Origin of the sequence: Croceibacterium aestuarii, assembly GCF_030657335.1 — a bacterium.
Lineage (GTDB): Bacteria > Pseudomonadota > Alphaproteobacteria > Sphingomonadales > Sphingomonadaceae > Croceibacterium_B > Croceibacterium_B aestuarii.
The window spans coordinates 2,307,988-2,328,153 of sequence record NZ_CP131039.1; the positions used below are offsets into that span (position 1 = coordinate 2,307,988).

General features: G+C 66.3%; 23 protein-coding genes. 11 read left to right on the forward strand and 12 right to left on the reverse strand.

The genetic code is table 11. From position 1 onward, the window contains the following. Positions 1-43: 43 nt before the first annotated feature. The gene (locus Q7I88_RS11435) at positions 44-1,012 is read left to right on the forward strand and encodes a cation diffusion facilitator family transporter (RefSeq protein ID WP_305096043.1); all 969 of its coding nucleotides are present in this window, start codon (positions 44-46) and stop codon (positions 1,010-1,012) included. Between the two features lie 85 nt (positions 1,013-1,097). On the opposite strand, the gene Q7I88_RS11440 is transcribed toward Q7I88_RS11435, so the two are convergent. Continuing rightward, positions 1,098-1,388, reverse strand: coding sequence for a YMGG-like glycine zipper-containing protein (locus Q7I88_RS11440; protein WP_305096044.1), 291 nt, complete (start codon positions 1,386-1,388; stop codon positions 1,098-1,100). Positions 1,389-1,512: 124 nt separating this feature from the next. On the opposite strand from Q7I88_RS11440, the gene Q7I88_RS11445 reads away from it, so the two are divergent. Then, on the forward strand, positions 1,513-2,214 hold the full coding sequence (locus tag Q7I88_RS11445) for a cysteine hydrolase family protein (protein ID WP_305096045.1): 702 nt from the start codon (positions 1,513-1,515) through the stop codon (positions 2,212-2,214). On the opposite strand, the gene grpE is transcribed toward Q7I88_RS11445, so the two are convergent. Both grpE and hrcA read right to left on the reverse strand, forming a co-directional pair. Then, positions 2,211-2,792: a nucleotide exchange factor GrpE gene (gene grpE / locus Q7I88_RS11450; RefSeq protein WP_305096046.1), complete on the reverse strand. Its 582-nt coding sequence runs from the start codon at positions 2,790-2,792 to the stop codon at positions 2,211-2,213. The genes Q7I88_RS11445 and grpE overlap by 4 nt on opposite strands. Before the next feature lie 9 nt (positions 2,793-2,801). Beyond that, complete coding sequence (gene hrcA / locus Q7I88_RS11455) at positions 2,802-3,845, reverse strand: heat-inducible transcriptional repressor HrcA (protein WP_305096047.1); 1,044 nt, start codon at positions 3,843-3,845, stop codon at positions 2,802-2,804. A 49-nt stretch (positions 3,846-3,894) separates the two neighbouring features. Between hrcA and rph the strand changes: the two genes are divergently transcribed. Genes rph through Q7I88_RS11475 form a run of 4 tightly spaced genes read left to right on the forward strand, consistent with a single transcriptional unit; the run spans position 3,895 to position 7,291 of the window. Next, entirely contained in the window at positions 3,895-4,611 is a 717-nt protein-coding gene (gene rph / locus Q7I88_RS11460; RefSeq protein ID WP_305096048.1) for a ribonuclease PH, read from the forward strand. Beyond that, positions 4,608-5,237 (forward strand): RdgB/HAM1 family non-canonical purine NTP pyrophosphatase, encoded by a 630-nt coding sequence (rdgB, locus tag Q7I88_RS11465; RefSeq protein ID WP_305096049.1) that lies wholly within the window; start codon positions 4,608-4,610, stop codon positions 5,235-5,237. Before rph ends, rdgB begins: the two co-directional genes overlap by 4 nt. 9 nt (positions 5,238-5,246) lie before the next feature. Continuing rightward, positions 5,247-6,398 carry a radical SAM family heme chaperone HemW gene (hemW, locus tag Q7I88_RS11470; protein ID WP_305096050.1) on the forward strand — a complete coding sequence of 384 codons (1,152 nt, stop codon included), beginning with the start codon at positions 5,247-5,249 and terminating at the stop codon, positions 6,396-6,398. After that, a complete protein-coding gene (locus tag Q7I88_RS11475) occupies positions 6,395-7,291 on the forward strand; it encodes a tyrosine recombinase XerC (protein ID WP_305096051.1) in 897 nt (298 codons plus the stop codon). The genes hemW and Q7I88_RS11475 overlap by 4 nt, the downstream gene beginning before the upstream one ends. Here Q7I88_RS11475 and Q7I88_RS11480 read toward each other — a convergent pair. The 5 genes from Q7I88_RS11480 to rsmI form a co-directional block, all read right to left on the reverse strand. Next, a complete protein-coding gene (locus Q7I88_RS11480) occupies positions 7,288-7,896 on the reverse strand; it encodes a DedA family protein (RefSeq protein WP_305096052.1) in 609 nt (202 codons plus the stop codon). The genes Q7I88_RS11475 and Q7I88_RS11480 overlap by 4 nt on opposite strands. Before the next feature lie 44 nt (positions 7,897-7,940). After that, a complete protein-coding gene (locus tag Q7I88_RS11485; protein WP_439648339.1) occupies positions 7,941-8,429 on the reverse strand; it encodes a GFA family protein in 489 nt (162 codons plus the stop codon). A gap of 14 nt (positions 8,430-8,443) precedes the next feature. Then, positions 8,444-9,391, reverse strand: coding sequence for a glutathione synthase (gene gshB / locus Q7I88_RS11490; RefSeq protein ID WP_305096054.1), 948 nt, complete (start codon positions 9,389-9,391; stop codon positions 8,444-8,446). Positions 9,392-9,483: 92 nt separating this feature from the next. Further along, a complete protein-coding gene (locus tag Q7I88_RS11495) occupies positions 9,484-9,834 on the reverse strand; it encodes a YraN family protein (protein ID WP_305096055.1) in 351 nt (116 codons plus the stop codon). Then, positions 9,831-10,679 carry a 16S rRNA (cytidine(1402)-2'-O)-methyltransferase gene (gene rsmI / locus Q7I88_RS11500; RefSeq protein WP_305096056.1) on the reverse strand — a complete coding sequence of 283 codons (849 nt, stop codon included), beginning with the start codon at positions 10,677-10,679 and terminating at the stop codon, positions 9,831-9,833. The genes Q7I88_RS11495 and rsmI overlap by 4 nt, the downstream gene beginning before the upstream one ends. A 39-nt stretch (positions 10,680-10,718) precedes the next feature. On the opposite strand from rsmI, the gene Q7I88_RS11505 reads away from it, so the two are divergent. The 4 genes from Q7I88_RS11505 to Q7I88_RS11520 all read left to right on the forward strand — a co-directional run bounded on the left by Q7I88_RS11505 (position 10,719) and on the right by Q7I88_RS11520 (position 15,804). Beyond that, complete coding sequence (locus tag Q7I88_RS11505; RefSeq protein ID WP_305096057.1) at positions 10,719-11,870, forward strand: penicillin-binding protein activator; 1,152 nt, start codon at positions 10,719-10,721, stop codon at positions 11,868-11,870. A 72-nt stretch (positions 11,871-11,942) separates the two neighbouring features. After that, a complete protein-coding gene (gene parE, locus Q7I88_RS11510; protein ID WP_305096058.1) occupies positions 11,943-13,919 on the forward strand; it encodes a DNA topoisomerase IV subunit B in 1,977 nt (658 codons plus the stop codon). Between the two features lie 404 nt (positions 13,920-14,323). Continuing rightward, positions 14,324-14,704 carry a hypothetical protein gene (locus Q7I88_RS11515; protein ID WP_305096059.1) on the forward strand — a complete coding sequence of 127 codons (381 nt, stop codon included), beginning with the start codon at positions 14,324-14,326 and terminating at the stop codon, positions 14,702-14,704. A gap of 191 nt (positions 14,705-14,895) precedes the next feature. Beyond that, positions 14,896-15,804 carry a DUF817 domain-containing protein gene (locus Q7I88_RS11520; RefSeq protein ID WP_305096060.1) on the forward strand — a complete coding sequence of 303 codons (909 nt, stop codon included), beginning with the start codon at positions 14,896-14,898 and terminating at the stop codon, positions 15,802-15,804. Here the strand turns inward: Q7I88_RS11520 and Q7I88_RS11525 are convergent. Both Q7I88_RS11525 and Q7I88_RS11530 read right to left on the reverse strand, forming a co-directional pair. After that, entirely contained in the window at positions 15,752-17,155 is a 1,404-nt protein-coding gene (locus tag Q7I88_RS11525) for a methyl-accepting chemotaxis protein (protein ID WP_305096061.1), read from the reverse strand. The genes Q7I88_RS11520 and Q7I88_RS11525 overlap by 53 nt on opposite strands. A gap of 106 nt (positions 17,156-17,261) precedes the next feature. After that, positions 17,262-18,026, reverse strand: a complete 765-nt coding sequence (locus tag Q7I88_RS11530; RefSeq protein ID WP_305096062.1) for a glutathione S-transferase family protein — start codon at positions 18,024-18,026, stop codon at positions 17,262-17,264. Positions 18,027-18,094: 68 nt separating this feature from the next. On the opposite strand from Q7I88_RS11530, the gene Q7I88_RS11535 reads away from it, so the two are divergent. Continuing rightward, positions 18,095-18,421: a hypothetical protein gene (locus Q7I88_RS11535; RefSeq protein ID WP_305096063.1), complete on the forward strand. Its 327-nt coding sequence runs from the start codon at positions 18,095-18,097 to the stop codon at positions 18,419-18,421. Here the strand turns inward: Q7I88_RS11535 and Q7I88_RS11540 are convergent. Together Q7I88_RS11540 and Q7I88_RS11545 are read right to left on the reverse strand one after the other, a co-directional pair. Further along, positions 18,415-19,614 (reverse strand): exo-beta-N-acetylmuramidase NamZ family protein, encoded by a 1,200-nt coding sequence (locus tag Q7I88_RS11540; RefSeq protein ID WP_305096064.1) that lies wholly within the window; start codon positions 19,612-19,614, stop codon positions 18,415-18,417. The two genes, Q7I88_RS11535 and Q7I88_RS11540, sit on opposite strands and share 7 nt — an antisense overlap. Continuing rightward, positions 19,611-20,090 carry a DOMON-like domain-containing protein gene (locus tag Q7I88_RS11545; protein WP_305096065.1) on the reverse strand — a complete coding sequence of 160 codons (480 nt, stop codon included), beginning with the start codon at positions 20,088-20,090 and terminating at the stop codon, positions 19,611-19,613. The genes Q7I88_RS11540 and Q7I88_RS11545 overlap by 4 nt, the downstream gene beginning before the upstream one ends. Between the last annotated feature and the right edge of the window lie 76 nt (positions 20,091-20,166).

Here is a 20,166-nt window from a genome sequence, read left to right on the forward strand (position 1 = left end):
CCCGGACGGCGGACCTCATTTTGCTTCCTTGCGTTGGGCATGCATGGCGTCCGGCGGAAAACTGGTTCTCTTTGCGGCCTTGGGGGCCAACTTCGCCATCGCAGCGGCAAAGTTTACCGCAGCCGCGGTTGCCGGCAGTTCTTCCATGCTCACCGAGGGCATCCACTCGCTCGTGGACAGCGGGAACCAACTGCTGATGCTCCACGGCCGCAAGAGGGCGAAGATCCCTCCGGACGACAACCATCCTCTGGGCCACGGCCGGGAGGTCTATTTCTGGGGTTTCGTGGTAGCGCTGCTGATCTTCACCGGCGGCGCCGGCATGTCGATCTACGAAGGCTACGTGCACATCCGCAATCCCGAGATGCTGAGCCGGCCGCTGGTAAATTTCGCCGTATTGGGTGTCGCCGCGGTCGCGGAGAGCATCTCGCTCGTCTTCGCCGTTCGCGAATTTCTCGCGAAGAAGAAGCGGGAAGAAGGCTGGTGGGAAGCGGTGCGCAGCAGCAAGGATCCGACGATTTTCGTCGTGCTCATGGAAGATAGCGCAGCCCTTGCGGGGTTGTTTGTCGCTGCTGCGTTCATCGGGCTCACGCTCCTCACCGGCAATCCGGTTTGGGACGGAATTGGATCGGTGATCATCGGGCTGATCCTGGGCGGCGTGGCCATACTCCTCGCCACGGAGAGCAAGAAGCTATTGCTCGGCGAACAGGCGAGTCCCGAGGTTCGCCAGTCGATAAGGAACATCGCCGGCTCGGCGCGCGGGGTATGCCAGGTGAACGATGTCATCACCATTCACCTCGCGCCGGAACAGGTGGTCGTACTGATCAGCCTCGATTTCGAAGACGACCTGCCGATCGACGAGGTGGAAGGCGTTACCGAGGACATCGAGCGGCGAACCCGCGCCCATCACCCGCAAATATTTCGCTTTTTCGTCCGCGCCCAGTCCCGCGCAGCCGCGGAGGCCGAGCGGGAGAAGGTGTCCGAAGCTGCCACGAACCCGATCGAACCCGGCTGATGCATCCTAGAAGGAGCCGGCATTCGGCAGACTTGCTGGAAAGTGGCCGCGCGCGAGAGCGCGGCCCCACCCGGCGAAACTCAGCTTAGCGCGGGTCGGCGGGATAGCCCCGCGTCCCGAAGCAGTCGTCATCAAGATAGCCGTTGCTGTTGTATCCGTCGCAGCCGTCGTTCTTGTCGACAAAATAGCCGGCAAGTCCGCCGGCCGCCGCCCCGGCGAGAGCGTAAGTCTTGATGTCCGCGCCCGTGAGGGCGGCGAGGCCGGCGCCTGCGGCGGCACCGCCCAGTGCGCCTTCGGCGGCATAGTTGTTGGCGCAGGCGCCGAGGGTCAGGGCCGATCCGAGGAGGACCGGGGCAAGCAACTTGCGGGTATTCATGATCTTAGCTCCGTTTCTCCCTGTCGGGGTAATTACGGGCATCTTCTGCCATGGTTCCTCGCCCCGGGCGGAAAGGAATTGCGTGATGGACGGAAAGGCCGGAATATGCCTGCAGGAGAGTGCCATGCCCCATGCCGTCGACCATCATGCCATCCTCGCCCGCTACCGCGACGCGCGCGGTCGCGAGCGCAACATCTGGGACCGGATCGACCCGCCGCGAACCGCGCATCTCGTTGTCGACATGCAGAACGGCTTCATGGAGGAAGGTGCGCCAGTGGAAGCGCCCGAAGCGCGCAACGTGGTCGAGGAGATCAATCGCCTGAGCCGGGCGATTCGTGCCGCGGGCGGGCACAATGTCTTCCTGCGCTTCACCACGCCCGCAGACGGCCCGATGGCCTGGCCGGTGTTCAACGAGCGCATGGGGGCCGGCATCGGCGCGCACCGCGACGCCTTCCAGCCCGGCGCGCACTACTGGCAATTATGGGAAGGGCTGGACGTCGCGCCCGAGGATGCGCTGCTCGAAAAGCACCGTTTCAGCGGCTTCACCCCCGGCACCAGCGATCTCGACGCCCACCTGAAGGCGCGCGACATCGACACGCTGATCATCTCGGGCACGCTGACCAACTGCTGCTGCGAGAGCACCGCGCGCGACGCGATGCAGCGCAACTACAAGGTCATCATGGCCGTCGACGCCTGCGCCGCGCTGACAGACGCAGCGCATGCGGGGACGCTCGATTCGATGGCGCTGGCCTTTGCCGATCTGCGTTCGGTGGCCGAGCTGGAAGCGATGCTCGCGCCGGCCGCCTCGCAACGCGAGACAGCCTAGTCGGGCTTCTTCGCCACTCCAACCATTGCCGGGCGCAGCAAACGGTCCCTGATCATCCAGCCGGACTGCATTTCCTGCACCACGGTGCCTGGCTCGGCTTCGTCGGAGGAGACTTCCATCATCGCCTGGTGCTGGTTGGGATCGAGCGGCAGCCCCATCGCGGCGATGCGGCTGATGCCGTGCTGGGCGAAGACCTTCTCCAGTTCGCGCTGGGTAGCCTGGATGCCCTGCACCAACCCCTTGAACTTGCTGTCCTCACGCAGATCCTCGGGGATCGCCTCGACCGCGCGCTCGAGATTGTCGGCAACCGAGAGGATATCCCGGGCAAACCCGGTGGCGGCATAGGCCCGCGCGTCGGAAATGTCCTTTTCCGCCCGGCGGCGCACGTTCTGGGTGTCGGCGCGAGCGTAGAGGACGTCCTGCTTGGCCGCTGCGAGTTCCTCGCGCAGCCGGGCCAGTTGGTCATCCTCGCCGGCCTTGGCGTCCTCGTCGAGCAGGTCCTTGTCGACCATCTCTTCCGGAACGCCCTTCAATTCCTCTTCCACCGCGGCGTCGCGCGGCTTGTCATCGTTGCTCATGAAGTCCTGTTATCCGATCAGTTTGCCCAGCGAACGGGCGGTGAAATCCACCATGGGAACGACTCGCGCGTAATTCAACCGCGTCGGCCCGATAACGCCAAGCACGCCGACGACGTTCCCCTCGCGGTCGCGGTACGGCGAGGCGATAACCGACGAGCCGCTGAGCGCGAACAGCCGGTTTTCGCTGCCGATGAATATGCGAGTCGCCTGTGCCTCGCGCGCCGAATCGAGCAGCCCGGCAATCGACTGCTTGTTCTCGAGGTCGTCGATGAGCGAGCGGACTCGCTCGATATCCCCAAGCGCGGTCTCGTCGAGCAGGTTGGCCTGCCCGCGCACGATCAGCACCGGGCGGCGCTCCGCATCCTCGCTCCATACCGCCAGCCCGCGCTCGACCAAATTGCGGCTGACTTCGTCGAGCTGGCTGCGGCCCGAGGCGATCTCATCGCGCATGGCCCGCGCAGCCTCGGCCAGCGTGCGCCCGGCAAGCCGCGCCGAAAGATAGTTGCTCGCGCGTTCGAGAGTCGCCGCCGCATGAGGCCCGTCGAGTGCGACGACGCGGTTTTCGACTTGCCCGTCCTCCCCAACCAGGATTGCCAGCGCTCGCTCGGCCGAGAGCGGCACCAGGGTCATCTGGACGAGGCGCGGCTCGCGGCGCGGGACCAGGACCATGCCCGCGGCGCCCGAGAGATCGGAAAGCATGGTGCTGACCTGTTCGAGCGCCTGTTCGATCGGTCCCGGCGAGGACAAGCGACGCTCGATCGCCGCGCGCTCGTCGGCGCTGGGCTCGGCCACCTGCATCATCCCGTCGACGAACAGCCGCAAACCGGTCTCGGTCGGCATGCGCCCCGCGCTCGTATGCGGCGCCGCAAGCAGGCCGAGCGACTCGAGTTCGGCGAGGACCGAGCGGATGGAAGCAGGCGATAGGTTGAGCGCGCCCTCCCCCGCGAGCGTCTTGGACCCAACCGGCTGCCCGCTGGCGAGATAGTTCTCGACCACGAGACGGAAAATCTCGCGGGTTCGCTCATTCAGTTCGGAAACTGGGGGTGACGACATGACAGGGACCTATCTAGCCGCTAGGCGAGCACGCGAAAAGGAGAACCCCATGCGTCCATCCGGCCGCGCGCCCGACGAAATGCGCGTCATCACCATCGAGACCGGCTTTACCAAGCATGCCGAAGGCTCGTGCCTGATCAGCTTCGGCGACACCAGGGTTCTTGTCACCGCCAGCGTCGAAGAGCGCGTCCCGCCGTGGCTTCGCGGCAAGGGCCAGGGTTGGGTCACGGCCGAATACTCGATGCTGCCGCGCGCGACTCATACCCGCGGACAACGCGAGGCGGCCAAGGGCAAGCAGAGCGGCAGGACGCAGGAAATCCAGCGCCTTATCGGGCGCTCCTTGCGTGCCGTGACAGATATGGCAAAGCTCGGCGAACGCCAGATCACGCTCGATTGCGACGTCATCCAGGCCGACGGCGGCACCCGCACCGCCTCGATCACGGGCGCATGGGTGGCCCTGCGCCTCGCGGTCGACAAGCTGCTCAAGGATGGGAAGCTGAGCGAGGACCCGATCACCGCCAAAGTGGCGGCGATTTCCTGCGGTATCTACCACGGCACGCCAGTGCTCGATCTCGACTACGTCGAAGATTCGGGCGCCGATGCCGACGCCAATTTCGTCCTGATCGAAGGCGGCCAGATCGCCGAGGCGCAGGCCACGGCCGAAGGCGCCACATACGACGAGGAAGGCCTGCTGCGCCTGCTGCGACTGGCCCAGATCGGCTGCGCGCAGATCTACAAGGCGCAGGGAGAGGCGGTCGCCAAGTGACCCGCCGCATCGGCTCGGCAAAGCTGGTCATCGCCACGCACAACGCGGGCAAGCTCAAGGAAATCGCCGCACTGCTCGCCCCGCACGGCGTCGAGTGCATCTCGGCTGGCTCGCTCGGCCTGCCCGAGCCGCCGGAGACCGGCCGGACCTTCGTCGAGAACGCCCTGATCAAGGCCCGCGCCGCCGCCGAAGCCTCGGGCATGGTCGCGCTCGCCGACGACAGCGGACTGTCGGTGGCGGCGCTGGGCGGGCGGCCCGGTGTCTACACTGCCGATTGGGCCGAGCGGCAATGGTTCGAAGGCGATCCGGGGCGCGACTGGTACATGGCGATGGGCAAGGTCGAGGGCATGCTCCAGGCCAAGGGGGCGGAGACGCCGCGCGATGCCTGGTTCACCAGCGTCCTGGCCCTCGCCTGGCCCGACGGCGAGCACGCCGTTTACGAAGGCCGGGTCGATGGCGCGCTGACCTGGCCGCCGCGCGGCACCCTGGGTTTCGGCTACGATCCGGTGTTCGTGCCGGAGGGGCGCGAAATGACCTTCGCCGAACTCGATCCGGCGGAGAAGCACCGCATCAGCCACCGCGCCGATGCCTTCGCCAAGCTGGTCGCGGACCAGTTCGCAGGGTAAGCTCGGGCGATGGCCCGCGCGCTCTACATCCACTGGCCCTTCTGCCTCGCCAAGTGCCCGTACTGCGACTTCAACTCGCATGTCCGCGGCGGCATCGACGTGCCCGCTTGGCGCGAGGCGATGCTCGCCGATATGCGCCACGAGGCGGGAATAGCTGCGAACGAAGCTCTCGATTCGGTGTTCTTCGGGGGCGGAACACCCTCGCTCATGCCCCCTGCCCTCGTTGCCGACCTGCTTGAAGAGGCCGAGCGGCTGTGGGGCTTCGCACCCGGGATTGAGATCACGCTCGAGGCCAATCCCTCGTCGGTCGAAGCGGCCAACTTCCGCGATCTCGCCGCCGCCGGCGTGAACCGCGCGTCGCTCGGCCTCCAGGCGCTCGATGACCGAACGCTGCGCTTCCTCGGGCGCCTTCACGACGCAGAGGAGGGCCTGAACGCGCTCGAGACGGCGCAGAGCGCGTTCGAGCGGGTCAGCTTCGACTTGATCTACGCCCGCCCCGGCCAGAGCGCCGAGCAGTGGGCTGCGGAACTCGAACGCGCGCTTGGCTTCGGCACCGGTCACCTTTCGCTGTACCAGCTGACCATCGAACCGGGCACGCGCTTCGCCACCGACGTTCGGCAAGGCGCCTTCAGCCCGCTCGACAACGACCCCGCGGCCGACCTGTTTGCGCTGACCCGGGAGATGACCGAGGCCGCGGGGCTCCCCGCCTACGAAGTGAGCAACCACGCCCGCCCGGGCGAGGAGAGCCGCCACAACCTCGCCTACTGGCGCTACCGCGATTATGCCGGGATCGGTCCCGGGGCACACGGGCGGCGCGGCGGCGTGGCGACCTTGCGGCACAAGAAGCCGGAGAACTGGCTCGCCGCCGTCGCGGAGACCGGAAGCGGCCTCAAGGACGAACGCTCCCTCGCCTCGCGCGAACAGGCCAGCGAGGCGCTGCTGATGGGCCTGCGGCTTGGCGAGGGGGTGGACCTTGCGGACCTGTCGCGGCGGTTCGGCATCGCCACGGCCGACCTCATCGACCGCGAGAAGCTCGCCTTTCACGAACGCCTCGGCCTGGCCTGGAGCGACGGCGCGCGGATCGGCGTCACGCCGCACGGCATGCCGCTGCTCGACGCGCTGCTCGGGGAACTGGTACCCGCCGCGCTGGTCGCGGCATGAGCGGGGCCGACCTGCTCGAGGCCTGGCGCGAGCACCTCACCAAGGGCCGCCGCCGCTCCCCGCACACCGTGCGCGCCTATTGCGCCGCCGCCGCCCGGCTAATCGCCGCGACGGGTGCCGAGGAATGGCCCGAAATCGCCGCGCTGGATGGACGTTCGTTGCGCGGCCAGCTCGCCGCCCGGCGGGCCGACGGCATCGGCAATGCCTCGACCGCGCGCGAGCTTTCGGCACTCAGGGGCTTCATCGCCTTCGCCCGCGAACAGACCGGGCAAGCCGACGCCGCCGCCCCACGCCTGCGCGGGCCCCGGATCAAAAAGGGCCTGCCGCGCCCGGTTACCCCCGACGATGCAGAGAACCTTGCCGACTGCGTGCACTCGCTCGCCGCCGACGACTGGATCGGCGCCCGCGACCGCGCGGTGCTGCTGCTGATGTACGGCAGCGGCCTGCGCATCGCCGAGGCGCTATCGCTGACCGCCGCGGCGTTGCCCCTGGGCGAGACTCTGACGGTTACCGGCAAGGGGGGCAAGCAGCGCGTGGTGCCCGTTTTACCGATCGTGCGCGAGGCTGTGGCCGACTATGCAGGCCGCTGCCCCTGGCCCCTGAAGCCGGACGAGCCGCTATTCCGCGGCGCCCGGGGCGGACCGCTCGGGCAAGGCATGGTCCAGAAGGCGGTGGCCAAGGCTCGAACTATGCTCGGCCTCCCGGCCACTGCCACGCCGCACGCGCTGCGGCACAGCTTCGCCACCCACCTGCTCGGCAACGGCGCGGACCTCAGGAGCCTGCAGGAACTGCTCGGCCACGCGAGCCTGGGCTCGACGCAGATCTACACTAAGGTCGATGCGGCGGTCCTGCTCGACACGTATCGCAATGCGCATCCGCGTGAGCGGGACTAGCGGCGATCCTCGCGCGGCTTCCAGGTCGCCACGCGGTAGATGTACCATGCGGCCATTGCGACGATCAGCGCAATCACGAACCAGTTGGCGTAACCTTCGTATTTCGTGATTAGCGGCGCGAGCCGCCGGCCCCCCTCGATCAGCACCGCATTCCAGATTGCCGACCCGGCAAAGGTGAAGACCAGGAAGCGCCACAGGCTCATGTGCGAAAGGCCCGCAGGAAGCGAGACGATGGTCCGCAGAAACGGCGAAAAGCGCAGCGCGAAGACGACCCACTGGCCGTGACGCTGGAAGAAGCGGGCGGCCTTTTCGACGTCCTCGAAGTCGACGGTGAACCAGCGGCCGTGCCGCTCGATGAACTCGCCGAGGCGCTGATATCCCCATTTATTGCCAATCCAGAACCAGAAGTAATTGCCGACGGTAGCGCCCGCCGTGCCGACAACCAGCAAGGTCCAGAATTCCATTTGCCCGCGCGCGACCAGGACTCCGCCCAGGCCCATGATCACTTCGGAGGGGATCGGCGGAATGACGTTTTCGAGCGCCATCAGCAGGAAGATCCCGAGGTAGCCTCCCTGCGCGATAGCCTGGATGATGAGATCGTGCATTGGAGTTTCAACGGGCCGGCGGGAAAAAGGTTCGCACCGCCTGCTCAGCCGTTGGGCCACTCGTCCGTATCGTGGTCGGGATGCTGACGATTTGTGACGCGTATCGCGGCCGCCCAGGCTTCCTGGCCTGCGCTCTCGGTTTGGCCACCGTCCTCCACGTCGGGAAGAGGCTTGAGCCACGACACACGCGCCTCGGTCCCCACTTCCGCGATTGGCGGAAAGTCCGACGGATCGTCTAGCGAGCCGATCGTGAGGTTCGTGCGTCCGGTGTTGCCACGGTAGAAGAGCGGTGTGCCGCACCTCTCGCAAAACCCGCGCTCCACATGCTCGGAACTGCGGAATATTGCGGGCTCGCCGCGAGTGAAGGTCAAAGCTGGGTTGGGAGCGGCAACGAGAGCAGCAAAGACGTTGCCCACCGCTTTCTGGCACATGCGGCAGTGGCACAGGTGTGAATTGTCGAGCATTTCCGTAGCCCGGTATCTGACAGCACCGCACTGGCACCCGCCGGTGACGGTCTTTGAAATTCGGTCCACCGCTTCGCTCCCGTCTACAACCGTGCTTCGATGGCATCCCAGATCAGCGCCGCCGTATCGGTGCCGTTGAACGCGTCGATGGCGACGATGCCGGTCGGGCTGGTGACGTTGATTTCCGTCAGCCATTTGCCGCCGATCACGTCGATGCCGACGAAGATCAGGCCGCGCTTCTTGAGCTCGGGCCCCATTGCCGCACAGATTTCCTCTTCGCGCGCCGTCAGTTCGGCCTTCTCGGCATAGCCGCCTTGCGCAAGGTTGGAGCGGAACTCGCCCTTGCCCGGCTTGCGGTTGATAGCGCCCGTGACAACGCCGTCGACGAGCACGATGCGCTTGTCGCCCTCGGAGACTTCGGGGAGGAACGGCTGGACCATGTGCGGCTCGGGCCAGGTCTGGTTGAAGACCTCGAACAGCGCGGAAAGGTTGGTCCCGTCGGCGCCAATCTTGAAAATCGCCTTGCCGCCGTTGCCGTGGAGCGGTTTCACCACCACCGCGCCATGCTGCTCGAGGAAAGGCCGTACGTCGGCGATATTCCGCGTCACCAGCGTCGGCGGCATGAAGCGCGCAAAATCGAGCACGAACATCTTTTCCGGCGAATTGATGACCCAGTGCGGATCGTTGACCACCAGCGTTTCGCCCTTGAGCCGGTCGAGCAGCATGGCCGCGCTGATGTAGCCGAGATGGAACGGCGGATCCTGCCGCATCAGGACGACATCGATGTCTTTCGCCAGATCGATGCGCTGCGCTTCGCCCTGCCACTCGAAGTGATCGCCCTCGACCCGGCGAACGTGCAGCGGGCGGGCCCAGGCGGTGATCCGGCAGTTCTCCCAGGTCAGGCTGCGCACGTCGTAGTGCCACACGCTGTGCGCCCGCGCCTGCGCGGCGAGCATCAGCGCGAACGAGCTGTCGCCGGCAATGCCAATGCTCTCGATCGGATCCATCTGGACGGCTACTCTAAGCGGCACTTGCCTCATCCCCGTTCATCGTGAGCCTGTCGAAGGGCGGAGGCGCGGCGTTCATGGTGCGACAGGCTCACCACGAACCGGAACCGGCAGCGCTATGGCTGCCAGGCGTTGACGATGTGGCGCGGCCAACGCCCGGGCGCAAGCAGCAGCACGTCGATGCGCGGCAAATCTCCGGCGCGCAGGAAACGATGGGCCGTCGCCTCGACCGCGGCGGCGACGCGGCGCAGACGCCAGGGATCGATCGCCTCGTCGAGCTCGACCGCCGTGCGGCGCCACTTCACTTCGGCGAAGACGACGGTGCGCCCGCGCCGGACGACGAGATCGATCTCGCCGCGCGGGGTCTTCACCCGCCGAGCGAGCACGCGGTAGCCGTGGAGCCGCAGCCACAAGGCGGCGGAGCGCTCTCCCCGCCGGCCGCGGCGCTCGGCTTCGCGGCGGTTCACTTGAGCTCGAGCGCGCGGGCGTAGAGCGCTTTTCGATCGAGCCCGGTCGCCTTGGCCACCGCTGCCGCCGCCTGCGACGCCTTGTGTGTCAGCAATGCCTCGCGCAGCAGCCCATCGGCATCCTCTGCGCTTGTTCCACCCTCGCCCGGCGGGCCCACCAGCAGGACGATCTCGCCGCGCGGCGGGTGCGCGGCGTAGTGCTCGGCCAGCTCGGCGGCGCTGCCGGTGCGACATTCCTCGTAGAGCTTGGTCAGCTCGCGCGCGACAGCGACCTCGCGGTCCGGCAGCGTCTCGCCGATGGCGTCGAGCGATTTCGCCAGGCGCGGCGCGGTCTCGAAGAACACGAGCGTCGCGCGCAGGCCGGCCAGTTCGGCGAGCATTTCGCGCCGCGCCTTGTCCTTCGCGGGCAGGAACCCGGCAAAGAGGAAGCGATCGTTGGGCAGGCCCGACAGCGTCAGCGCCATGACCGGGGCGCTCGGCCCGGGGAGGCTGGTCACCGGAATGCCCGCCGCGCGCGCGTCGCGAACCAGACGATAGCCCGGATCGGACACCAGCGGCGTACCCGCATCGCTGACCAGCGCCACGGCCCGCTCGCGCATCGAATCGATCAGCTTCGCGCGGTCTCTTTCACCGGCGTGGTCGTCATAGCGCCACAGCGGCTTCGAAATCCCGAGATGCCGGAGCAGCTTGGCGGTGACGCGCGTATCCTCGCAGGCAATGGCATCGCAGCGGCCAAGCACGTCGACCGCGCGCCGCGTGACGTCGCCGAGATTGCCAATCGGCGTCGCGACAATATAGAGACCGGCATCGAGAGGTTCGGGAGGAGGGTCGCGCTCTTCGCTCACAACGAGCCTTGTGGACCATCCGCAGCAGGAGCGGCAAGCATGTTCGGTAACTGGAAACGCCTTCTATCCGTGGGCTTGCTCGCGCTGACACTCGCAGCGTGCAAGATCATCCCCGGCGGCGGGCGGCCTCCGGTCGTCACGCCCACGCCCTCGCCCGGGTCCGAGCAGCCGGTTTTGCCGACCGACGAGACGCGCCACCGCGTGGCGCTGCTGGTCCCGCTTTCGGGCAGCAACGGCGAAGTCGGCCAGTCGATTGCCAACGCCACCACGATGGCGCTGCTCGACACCAACGCCGCCAACCTGCGCATCACGACCTACGATACCGCGACCGGAGCCGCGACCGCGGCGGCGCAGGCGATTCGCGACGGCAACAAGCTGATCCTCGGGCCGCTTCTCGGCACCGATGTCACCCCTGTCCTCGCCCAGGCCCGCCCGGCGGACGTGCCGCTCATCAGCTTTTCGAACGACACCTCGGTCGCCGCTCGCGACGTCTTCGTGATGGGCATCATGCCCGAGCAGTCCATCGCCCGGACGGTCGATTACGCCATCGGCAAGGGGGCCAAGCGCTTCGCCGCCATCGTGCCGAACGGCGAATACGGCCGCCGCGCCGAAATCGCCCTGGCCAACCGCGTCTCGGCCAGCGGCGGGGTCCTCGTCGCCACCGAGCGCTACGACCGCGGCAATACTTCGATCATCAGCGCGGCCGAGCGGCTCAAGGCGCGCGGCGGGTTCGATACGGTCCTGATCGCCGACGGCGTGCGCCTGTCGGCGCTGGCGGCGGGATCGCTCAAGGATGCCGGCGTGGCTCTGCCCCGCCTCCTCGGCACCGAGCTATGGAGCGGCGACGACGACCTGACCCGCGCCTCGGCGCTGCGCGGCGCCTGGTTCTCGACCGTCTCCGATGCGCGCTATCGCCAGTTCGTGACGAGCTACAAGACGCGGTTCGGCGAGCAACCCTATCGGATCGCCACTCTGGGATACGATTCGGTCCTGCTGGCGCTGCGCATCGCCCGCGACTGGAAACCGGGCCGCGATTTTCCGACCGCGGAGCTGCTCGACGACGGCGGATTCCTCGGCATAGACGGGCCGTTCCGGTTCCGCCGCGACGGCGTGGCCGAACGGGCGATGGAGGTCCGGCAGGTCGGCAACGGCACCGTCTCGGTGGTCGACCCGGCGCCGTCGCGCTTCTGACGATCCTCGGTTCGGCGGAAAACCGCCGCGCCGAGCTTGAACCGGCGAGAATCCGCGCCCTATAGCAGTTCGATGCCAGACGACCTGTTCGACAAGCTGCCCGCCGGCGGCGGCGATTACGACGCCTCCTCGATCGAGGTGCTGGAAGGGCTCGAGCCGGTCCGGCGGCGCCCCGGCATGTACATCGGCGGGACCGACGAACGCGCGCTGCACCACCTCGCCGCCGAAGTGCTCGACAACGCCATGGACGAAGCGGTAGCCGGCCATGCCAGCCGCATCGAGGTCACGCTGGAGGAAGGCAATCGCCTGACGATCAGCGACAACGGCCGCGGCATGCCGATCGACGAGCATCCCAAGTTCCCCGGCAAGTCGGCGCTCGAAGTGATCATGACCACGCTGCACTCGGGCGGGAAGTTTTCCGGCAAGGCCTATGCCACCAGCGGCGGCCTGCACGGCGTCGGCGTTTCGGTGGTCAATGCCTTGTCCTCCGATAGCCGGGTCGAGGTGGCGAAGAACAAGGAAGTCTTCGCGCAGTCCTTTTCGCGCGGCATCGCGCAGGGCAAGCTGGCGAAGGTCGGCGACACGCCCAACCGCCGCGGCACCACGGTCAGCTTCACGCCGGATACCGAGATTTTCGGCGATCGCCAGTTCATCCCCAAGCGGCTGTTCAAGCTCGCCCGCTCGAAGGCCTATCTCTACGCGGGGGTGGAAATCCGCTGGAAATGCGCCGCCTCGCTCGCCTCGGAAGAGGTGCCGAGCGAAGCGGTGTTCCAGTTCCCCGGCGGCCTCGCCGACCACCTCGCCGAACAGATCGGGCAGCGCGAATGCGTGACCAGCGTGCCCTTCGGCGGCCGGCAGGATTTCCCCGATGAGCAGGGCCGCGTCGAGTGGGCCGTGGCCTGGCCGCTGTGGTCGGACGGAGCCTATTCTTGGTACTGCAACACCGTGCCCACGCCCGACGGCGGCACCCACGAGCAGGGCATGCGCGCGGCGCTGGTCAAGGGCATCCGCGCCTTCGGCGAGCTGGTCGGGCAGAAGAAGGCCAAGGACATCACGGCCGACGACATCGTCACCGGCAGCGAAATCATGCTCTCGGTGTTCATCCGCGATCCGCAGTTCCAGAGCCAGACCAAGGACCGCCTGACCTCGCCCGAAGCCGCGCGGCTGGTCGAGAACGCGGTGCGCGACCACTTCGACCATTTCCTGTCCGACAACATGGAGCGCGGCCGCGCGCTGCTGGGCAGCGTGATGGAGCGGATGGACGAGCGCCTGCGGCGCAAGGCCGAGCGCGAGATCAAGCGCAAGACCGCGACCAGCGGCAAGAAACTGCGCCTGCCGGGCAAGCTCACCGACTGCAGCGGGGAAGGCAAGGGCGAGACCGAGCTGTTCATTGTCGAGGGCGACAGCGCCGGCGGCAGCGCCAAGCAAGCGCGCGACCGCAAGACCCAGGCGATCCTGCCGATCCGCGGCAAGATCCTCAACGTCGCCAGCGCCACCGCCGACAAGATCCGCGCCAACAGCGAGATTGCCGATCTCACGCTCGCGCTCGGCTGCGGCACGCGCAAGGACTGCGACCCGGAAAACCTGCGCTACGACCGCGTGGTCATCATGACCGACGCCGACGTCGACGGCGCGCATATCGCCACGCTGCTCATGACCTTCTTCTTCCAGGAAATGCCCGAGCTGGTGCGCCGCGGCCATCTGTTCCTCGCCCAGCCCCCGCTCTACCGCCTGACCAACGGCAAGGAGAGCCACTACGCCAAGGACGAGGAGCACCGCCGCGAGCTGGAAGAGACGGTGTTCCAGGGCAAGAAGGTCGAAGTCTCACGCTTCAAGGGCCTTGGCGAAATGAACCCGGCGCAGCTGCGCGAGACGACGATGGATCCCAAGAGCCGCAGCCTGATCCGCATCACCCTGCCGGCCGAGCACGAACAGCGCTACGCCATCGCCGAACTCGTCGACCAGCTGATGGGCCGCAATCCGGAACATCGCTTCAACTTCATCCAGAACCGCGCCGGCGAGCTCGACCGGGATTTGATCGATGCTTGAGCCCCGCGGCGGCAAAGGGGTGGAAAGCGGACGGATCAATCGCCGCCAAATCGGTCCCAGATGAATGGGCTCTTTCCCCTCTTGTGTGACCGCAAAACGCGCCAACCCTGTCCCACGCCCAACGCGATCACAACGCCCAAGACTACAAGGAGCGACATGCTCATCTGGGAATATTGCAGCAAGGGGCTAATGACCACAATGGGTCGTTAGCCGACAGTCCGCTCTGAAGCTGCGCGGCGGCACCGGTCGCCAAGTTGCAAAGCCCGAAGCGCGCCCGGCATAGCGCGGAAAAAAAACACTTTCCTACAAGCACCGAGATCGGGCTTATGATCGGGATGAACCGCAACTCACCCCCGATCGCCCTCGGCCCTCTGACAGGCCGCCCACCCCGTCCCTCGCCGCGCGTGCCTGCGTTCTACCCCGTGCCGCTGCGCGCGATCCATAATGGCTGGTCGCCCGAGCGGCAGGCGCATTTCATCGGCTGGCTGGCCGAGACAGGCTCGGTCAGTGCGGCCTGCGAACGGGTCGGCATGAGCCGCAAGGGCGCCTACCAGCTGCGCAAGAAGCCGCATTCGGAAAGCTTCGCCGCGGCGTGGGACGCCGCGCTCGGCTGGCCGGTGCGAAAGGTGACGGCCGACGAGTGGGATGTGCTGGTCCACGGCACCCTGTACGAGCCGCGCTTCCGGCGCGGCCGCTACATCGGTTTTCGGCGGAAATCCGATGCGGCCGGTCTATCCCGCATGCTCAACGGGCTCGCGCGGCAGCCGCGCAAGGTGTGGCCCTGAGGGTTGCACGTTTTCCCGCGAAAACTGGTTTTTCGGAACCCTGAGGGTAACACCAACCTGCCGAATTGGAGCCATCGTACGTCGATACGAGTGCCGCAAGAATTGTCGAAGCGTCCGGCTGCGTCTGGGCGTCATATTGCTCACGAATTGCTCACTTGCCGAGGTCACGGCGGGCGGTCAGCGCATGGGGCATGACTCAGCCAAGACCCTCATCGTCACACACCCGTTTCGCCCGCGTACGCGAGCGGCTCGAGGCATACGCGCCTCCGCCGGGCTGGCCCGCCTGGATCTATGAATTCGCGCTGTTCGGGTTCAAGCAGGGCTGGGCCTGCCTGTTCGGCGCGTCGATGCTGGCACTGCTGCTGGCGACGCACCTGTTCTACCCCGACCATGCCGCCCTCGCCCGCTACGATTTCCTGACCCTCGCGGCGCTCGCCATCCAGCTCGCCATGCTCGGTTTCCGGCTCGAGACCTGGGACGAGGCCAGGGTGATCTTCGCCTTCCACGTCGTCGGTACGGTGATGGAGCTGTTCAAGACCAGCGCCGGATCGTGGATCTATCCCGAGGACAGCCTGCTCAGGATCGGCGACGTACCGCTGTTTTCCGGCTTCATGTACGCCTCGGTCGGCAGCTACATCGCCCGCGTCTGGCGCATCTTCGATATGCAGTTCGAGCCTTGGCCACGGAGACCCTGGCCGCAGCTGCTGGCGGCGGCGATCTACGTCAATTTCTTTGCCCACCACTGGCTGCCCGACGTTCGGCTGGCCCTGTTCGCCGCGATGGGCCTGCTATTCTGGCGCACGCGGGTCTATTTCACGGTCTGGCGCAGGCGCCGCTGGATGCCGCTGCTGCTGGGCTGGTTCCTCGTCGCGCTGTTCATCTGGTTTGCCGAGAACCTTGGCACTTTTGCCCGCGCCTGGAGCTATCCCGACCAGGCTGGGGGATGGCATCCGGTCGCGCCGATGAAGCTCGGCGCCTGGTACCTGCTGATGTACATCAGCTTCGTGCTCGTCGCGGCGGTGCATCGCCCGGTGGGCGAGAGGCCGATCAGTCGAAACTGTAGGCCAGCTCGACGTCGCCCCAGCGGCGCCCGTCGATGACCAGCGGGACGTAGACGTTGCGCACCACGCGGTAGGTCCGTCCGTCGCCCTCGTGGCGATAGACCGCCATCATGTAGGGATCCGCGCTCGCCTTGGCCTTCTGGTCGATGGCGTCGAGAATCTTGCGGCCGTTGCGGCAGAACTGGGTGTCATGAGCCACATCGCCGGTCGGCGGGCGCGAATGCTTCGAAAGGTGGGTCGGCAAGAAGCCGTTCATGTCGGTGCAGGCGCTTGCGGTAATCCGCGGGTCGGCTTGACTGAAGCGGTCGAGCATCGGCTGCCAGACGCGGTCGGCCCAGTCGTTCAAACGCGTACGGAACCGCTGCGGATTGCTCCCGGCGATCTCGCGATAATCGCGGTCGAACAAGGCCTCGGCGCTCAGCTCTCCCGCGGCGATCGCCTGCTCGGTGCGCTCGGCCACTTCGCGGGCATAGCCCTGCGCGCGTTCGACCATCGCACTGTCCTCGGGGGAGAGGCCGGCCTTGACCAGCGCATCGAACATGCCGCTGGCAGTCAATTCGAGCGCCTCGATCCGCTGCTGGGCGTGGCGCAGCCGGTCCTCGTTGTCTTCGGCCGCCTGGTCGTAATCGGCAACGACCTCCCGCACCTGGTGGACATGCGAACTGATCGTGCCGGTATTGCGGGAAATCTGATCGTTTTGCCTGTCGACCTCGACGATCAGGTCGCTGACGGTCTCGATGGTGCGTTCGATGCTGTTGACCGAGGCCTTGGCCTGCGCGCTCGCTTCGGCGCCGCTCTTGATCCGGTTGACGACCTGATCGCCCTCCCCGGCCAGCGTGTCGATCGTGCGGGTGATTTCGTAGCTGGCGCGCTGTGCGTCTCCGGCCAGGCTCTTCACCTCGTTGGCGACGACCGTGAAGGTGCGTCCGGCCTCGCCCGCACGGCGCGCCTCGATCGCGGCGTTGAGTGCGAGGATGTTGGTCTTGTCGGCAATCTGCTCGATCTCGCGCGACGAGCGTTTGACCTGCTCCATCGCCGCGGCGAAACCGGTGACGTGGCGGGTCAGCGTCTGCACGGTGTCGAGCAGGTCGGTGATCTGCGAGAGCGAAGTGTGGATATGCTTGCGGCCTTCGCCGAGGCGATCGATGGCCCGCTGCGAAAGCAGGCGCGCCTCGTCGCAGGCGTCGGTGACCTTTTCCTGATCGGAATCGAGCGCCTTGACCGTGCCTTTGAGCGCGTCGTGCCGGACGCGAAGCGCGGAGAACGATTCGAGCACCTTTTCGACCACGCCGGCCACGTCCGAGCAGCCCACCGTGACTTCCCCGCAGTGATGCGAAATGCCATCGATACTCGTATTGCTGCTGCCACCTGGAATTGCGACGTGTTCCATCGGGGTCCGGACCTTTCCTTCGTTCGGTCACGGCCTAGGACGACGTGGTTACCTCCCTCTTAAGCTGGAGGAATATTTCTCTCTACTATCGGGAGATTGCGCGAAATCAGAATTCGCGCGGGACCTCGGCGAAGATCTTCTTCACGGCCGGACGGGCGTTGATCTGCTCGATCCACCGCAGCAGGTGAGGCGTCTTCTCCTTGCTGACGAACTCGGGAAAACCGAACTGCATGCCGTTGGCGGTCGAGAAATTGCAGATATCCGCCAGCGAATAGACCTCGCCGGCGAGCCATTCATGGTCGGCGAGGTGGTCGTCGAGCTTGCGCACCGAGACGCCGATTTTGCGCATTTCCTCGTCGATCATGTCCTGCGGAAAGCCCTGGCGTGCGCGGCGCCATTTGACCTGCTGTTCGGGCACCGGGATCTTCTTGACCATCTCCTCGAACTCGTCATCCGAGAGGTGCTGGACCATCTTGCCGACATGGCGCTGCCAGCCGATCGTCGAAACGCACCAGCAGAAATATTCGTCGACCCACTTCGTCCATATGCGCATTTGCGCGACGTCGTAGGGATCGCTCGGCCGCAGCTTGACCTCGGTGGGGTGCGCGTCCTCAAGATATTCGCAAATCACCGTGCTCTCGGTGACAATCCGGCCATCATCGTCGAGCGCGGGGACCTGGCCGCGTGGGTTGATCTTCTTGTACCAGTCCGAATGGTGTTCGAACTTGCGCGGGTCGAGCAGCTTGTGCTCGAATTCCAGTTCCTTCTCATAGAGCGCCATCATCGGCTTCAAGGAATTGGCGCCGGGTCCGAAGCTGTAGAACGTAAGCATGAGAGTCTCTCCAAGGTTGCGATAGCTTGTGTAGCGCATGTCGGACGGAGTCAATTTGGCCTTGGCATCGTGTGGTGCTATTTTTGCGACCTCGAAGGAGAGGTTGGATGCGCAAAATTCTCGCCCTCGCGGCACTGACTGCCTGCACCGCAGGCTCGCCTCCGCCGTCAGGCGGTCCCGTGCCCACGATCGAACGGCTTGAGGGTCCCTCCGCGGCCGATTCTGCCAACTGCCGCGACAAGGTCTATCGCGTGCGTGAAGAACGCGGGTTGCCAGCTCTGGACAAGAAAGGCGCCGACCCCGCCGAACCGTTGTTCATCGCGGCGGTGGACAAGCGGATCGACGGCTGCGCAGTCCTGGTGATGCGCAACGACACCAGCGACATCCGGCCGCTGCCCGAGCCCGAGGCGCCGGCCATGCGGCCGGCTCAGTAGAGCAACAGGTCCGCAACATCCCCTCGCCATTGCGCTTCCCCGGGCGAGGCGATGGCATCGAGATCGCCCGGACCCGCGGCGGGATCATCGACCCATTCGCGCAGGGCCGGTCCGCCGTTGATGACGTCGATGGCCAGCCGATCGAACTCGTACTCGTAGGGAAAGTCGCGCCAGATCCCGTATTCCGGGTAGAGATTGCGGATCGCCTTGAAGGCAAGCGCCTGGAGCCGCCACGGCTTGAACGCGCCGTGATCGTAGAACTTGCCTTCGGCGTGGATCATCAGCGCGTTGCACAGTTCGCCGGCGTGTTTGTGGAACGTCGGCGTGAACCAGCAATCGCGCAGCGCGCAGCCCTCGAGCCATTGCGGAGCGATGCGCTCCATTTCTGTCCTGACCTGCGCGGCATCGATGTCGGGGGCTCCGAAGAGGACCTCGAGCGGGCGGGTGGTGCCCCGCCCCTCGCTCAGCGTGGTCCCTTCGAGCATCACTGTGCCAGCATAGGCCCGAGCCATGTTGACGTTGGCGGCATTGGGGCTCGGATTGATCCAGATCCGATCGTCGGGCCACCCGTACCCTGGCGCGGCCTCGGGCAGCCAGTAATGCATCTCGACGACCCGGTAATCGACCTCGAGGCCGAAGTGACGAACGAACCAATGGCCCATCTCGCCCATGGTCAGCCCGTGGCGCATCGGCATGGGTGCAGCGCCGACGAAACTTTCCTGTCCGGGCTGCAGCAGCGTCCCTTCCACCGGGCGCCCCGCCGGGTTCGGGCGGTCGAGCACCCACACGGCCTTACCGTGCTTGGCCGCTTCCTCGAGCAAGTAGAGGAGCGTCGTAACGAAGGTATAGATGCGGCAACCGAGGTCCTGCAGGTCGAACAGGAAAACGTCAGCGCTGGCCATCATCTGCTCGGTCGGACGGCGCACTTCGCCGTAGAGACTGAAAACCGGGATGCCGTACACGGGATCCTGTTCGTCGGCCGTTTCCACCATGTTGTCCTGCTTGTCCCCCTTGAGTCCGTGTTGCGGGCCGAAGGCGCTGGTCACGTCCACGCCGGCAGCCATCAGCGCGTCGAGCGAATGGACGAGATCGGCAGTAACCGACGCCGGGTGGGCGACGAGGCTCGCGCGCCGTCCGGACAATTGCTTCAGGAGATCCGGCTCGGAAACGAGCCGGTCGATACCGAATTTCATGACACGGCGGGTGCCGCAAGCGTGGCAGTGAAGCAAGCCGGATCGTGGAAATCGGGCTTCAGCCCATTGTGCGCCAGCGCCCAATAGGAAGGGCGCCCGCCCTCTTCCTCGATGACCATCGCCAAGCCGGCCCTTTCGGCCCCGCCGGCGATTGCCATGGGCAGAAAGACCGTCTGAACGTAGACGCTCGCGCCGGTATCGTGCTTTATCTCCGGCCAATCGCGCAGCGACGCTTCGCCGTCGCGGTTGCGGTAACCGGAAAAGGCGTATCCGGCCCACTGCCCGCTCGGCGAGAAGTTGAATTCGCGATAGTGCCCGCCGCCGTCATAAACGAACAGCTCGCAGCAGGTGGTCTTCCAGAGTTCGTCGGCCCGACCGATGCCGCGATAGGGGGGTATCACCAGATCGGTGCAACCGTCGACGCGGTACCGCAGCATGAGCCGCCCGTTCGGCAATGGCGCGACGCGGACCCTCACGCCCTTCACTTTTCCTGGCTGGAAGGCCGGATGGGGTTTCAGATCGTACGTTTGCAACCCTCGCCCCCCGTGCTAA

Coding starts and splice junctions, on each gene's coding strand:
- hrcA (WP_305096047.1), bottom strand. CDS start 3,845: ATGTCGTCACCCCCAGTTTCCGAACTGAATGAGCGAACCCGCGAGATT.
- Q7I88_RS11530 (WP_305096062.1), bottom strand. CDS start 18,026: ATGCGCTACACAAGCTATCGCAACCTTGGAGAGACTCTCATGCTTACG.
- parE (WP_305096058.1), top strand. CDS start 11,943: ATGCCAGACGACCTGTTCGACAAGCTGCCCGCCGGCGGCGGCGATTAC.
- rph (WP_305096048.1), top strand. CDS start 3,895: ATGCGTCCATCCGGCCGCGCGCCCGACGAAATGCGCGTCATCACCATC.
- Q7I88_RS11525 (WP_305096061.1), bottom strand. CDS start 17,155: ATGGAACACGTCGCAATTCCAGGTGGCAGCAGCAATACGAGTATCGAT.
- Q7I88_RS11480 (WP_305096052.1), bottom strand. CDS start 7,896: ATGCACGATCTCATCATCCAGGCTATCGCGCAGGGAGGCTACCTCGGG.
- Q7I88_RS11505 (WP_305096057.1), top strand. CDS start 10,719: ATGTTCGGTAACTGGAAACGCCTTCTATCCGTGGGCTTGCTCGCGCTG.
- hemW (WP_305096050.1), top strand. CDS start 5,247: ATGGCCCGCGCGCTCTACATCCACTGGCCCTTCTGCCTCGCCAAGTGC.
- Q7I88_RS11475 (WP_305096051.1), top strand. CDS start 6,395: ATGAGCGGGGCCGACCTGCTCGAGGCCTGGCGCGAGCACCTCACCAAG.
- Q7I88_RS11440 (WP_305096044.1), bottom strand. CDS start 1,388: ATGAATACCCGCAAGTTGCTTGCCCCGGTCCTCCTCGGATCGGCCCTG.
- Q7I88_RS11445 (WP_305096045.1), top strand. CDS start 1,513: ATGCCCCATGCCGTCGACCATCATGCCATCCTCGCCCGCTACCGCGAC.
- grpE (WP_305096046.1), bottom strand. CDS start 2,792: ATGAGCAACGATGACAAGCCGCGCGACGCCGCGGTGGAAGAGGAATTG.
- Q7I88_RS11535 (WP_305096063.1), top strand. CDS start 18,095: ATGCGCAAAATTCTCGCCCTCGCGGCACTGACTGCCTGCACCGCAGGC.
- Q7I88_RS11520 (WP_305096060.1), top strand. CDS start 14,896: ATGACTCAGCCAAGACCCTCATCGTCACACACCCGTTTCGCCCGCGTA.
- Q7I88_RS11540 (WP_305096064.1), bottom strand. CDS start 19,614: ATGAAATTCGGTATCGACCGGCTCGTTTCCGAGCCGGATCTCCTGAAG.
- Q7I88_RS11435 (WP_305096043.1), top strand. CDS start 44: ATGGCGTCCGGCGGAAAACTGGTTCTCTTTGCGGCCTTGGGGGCCAAC.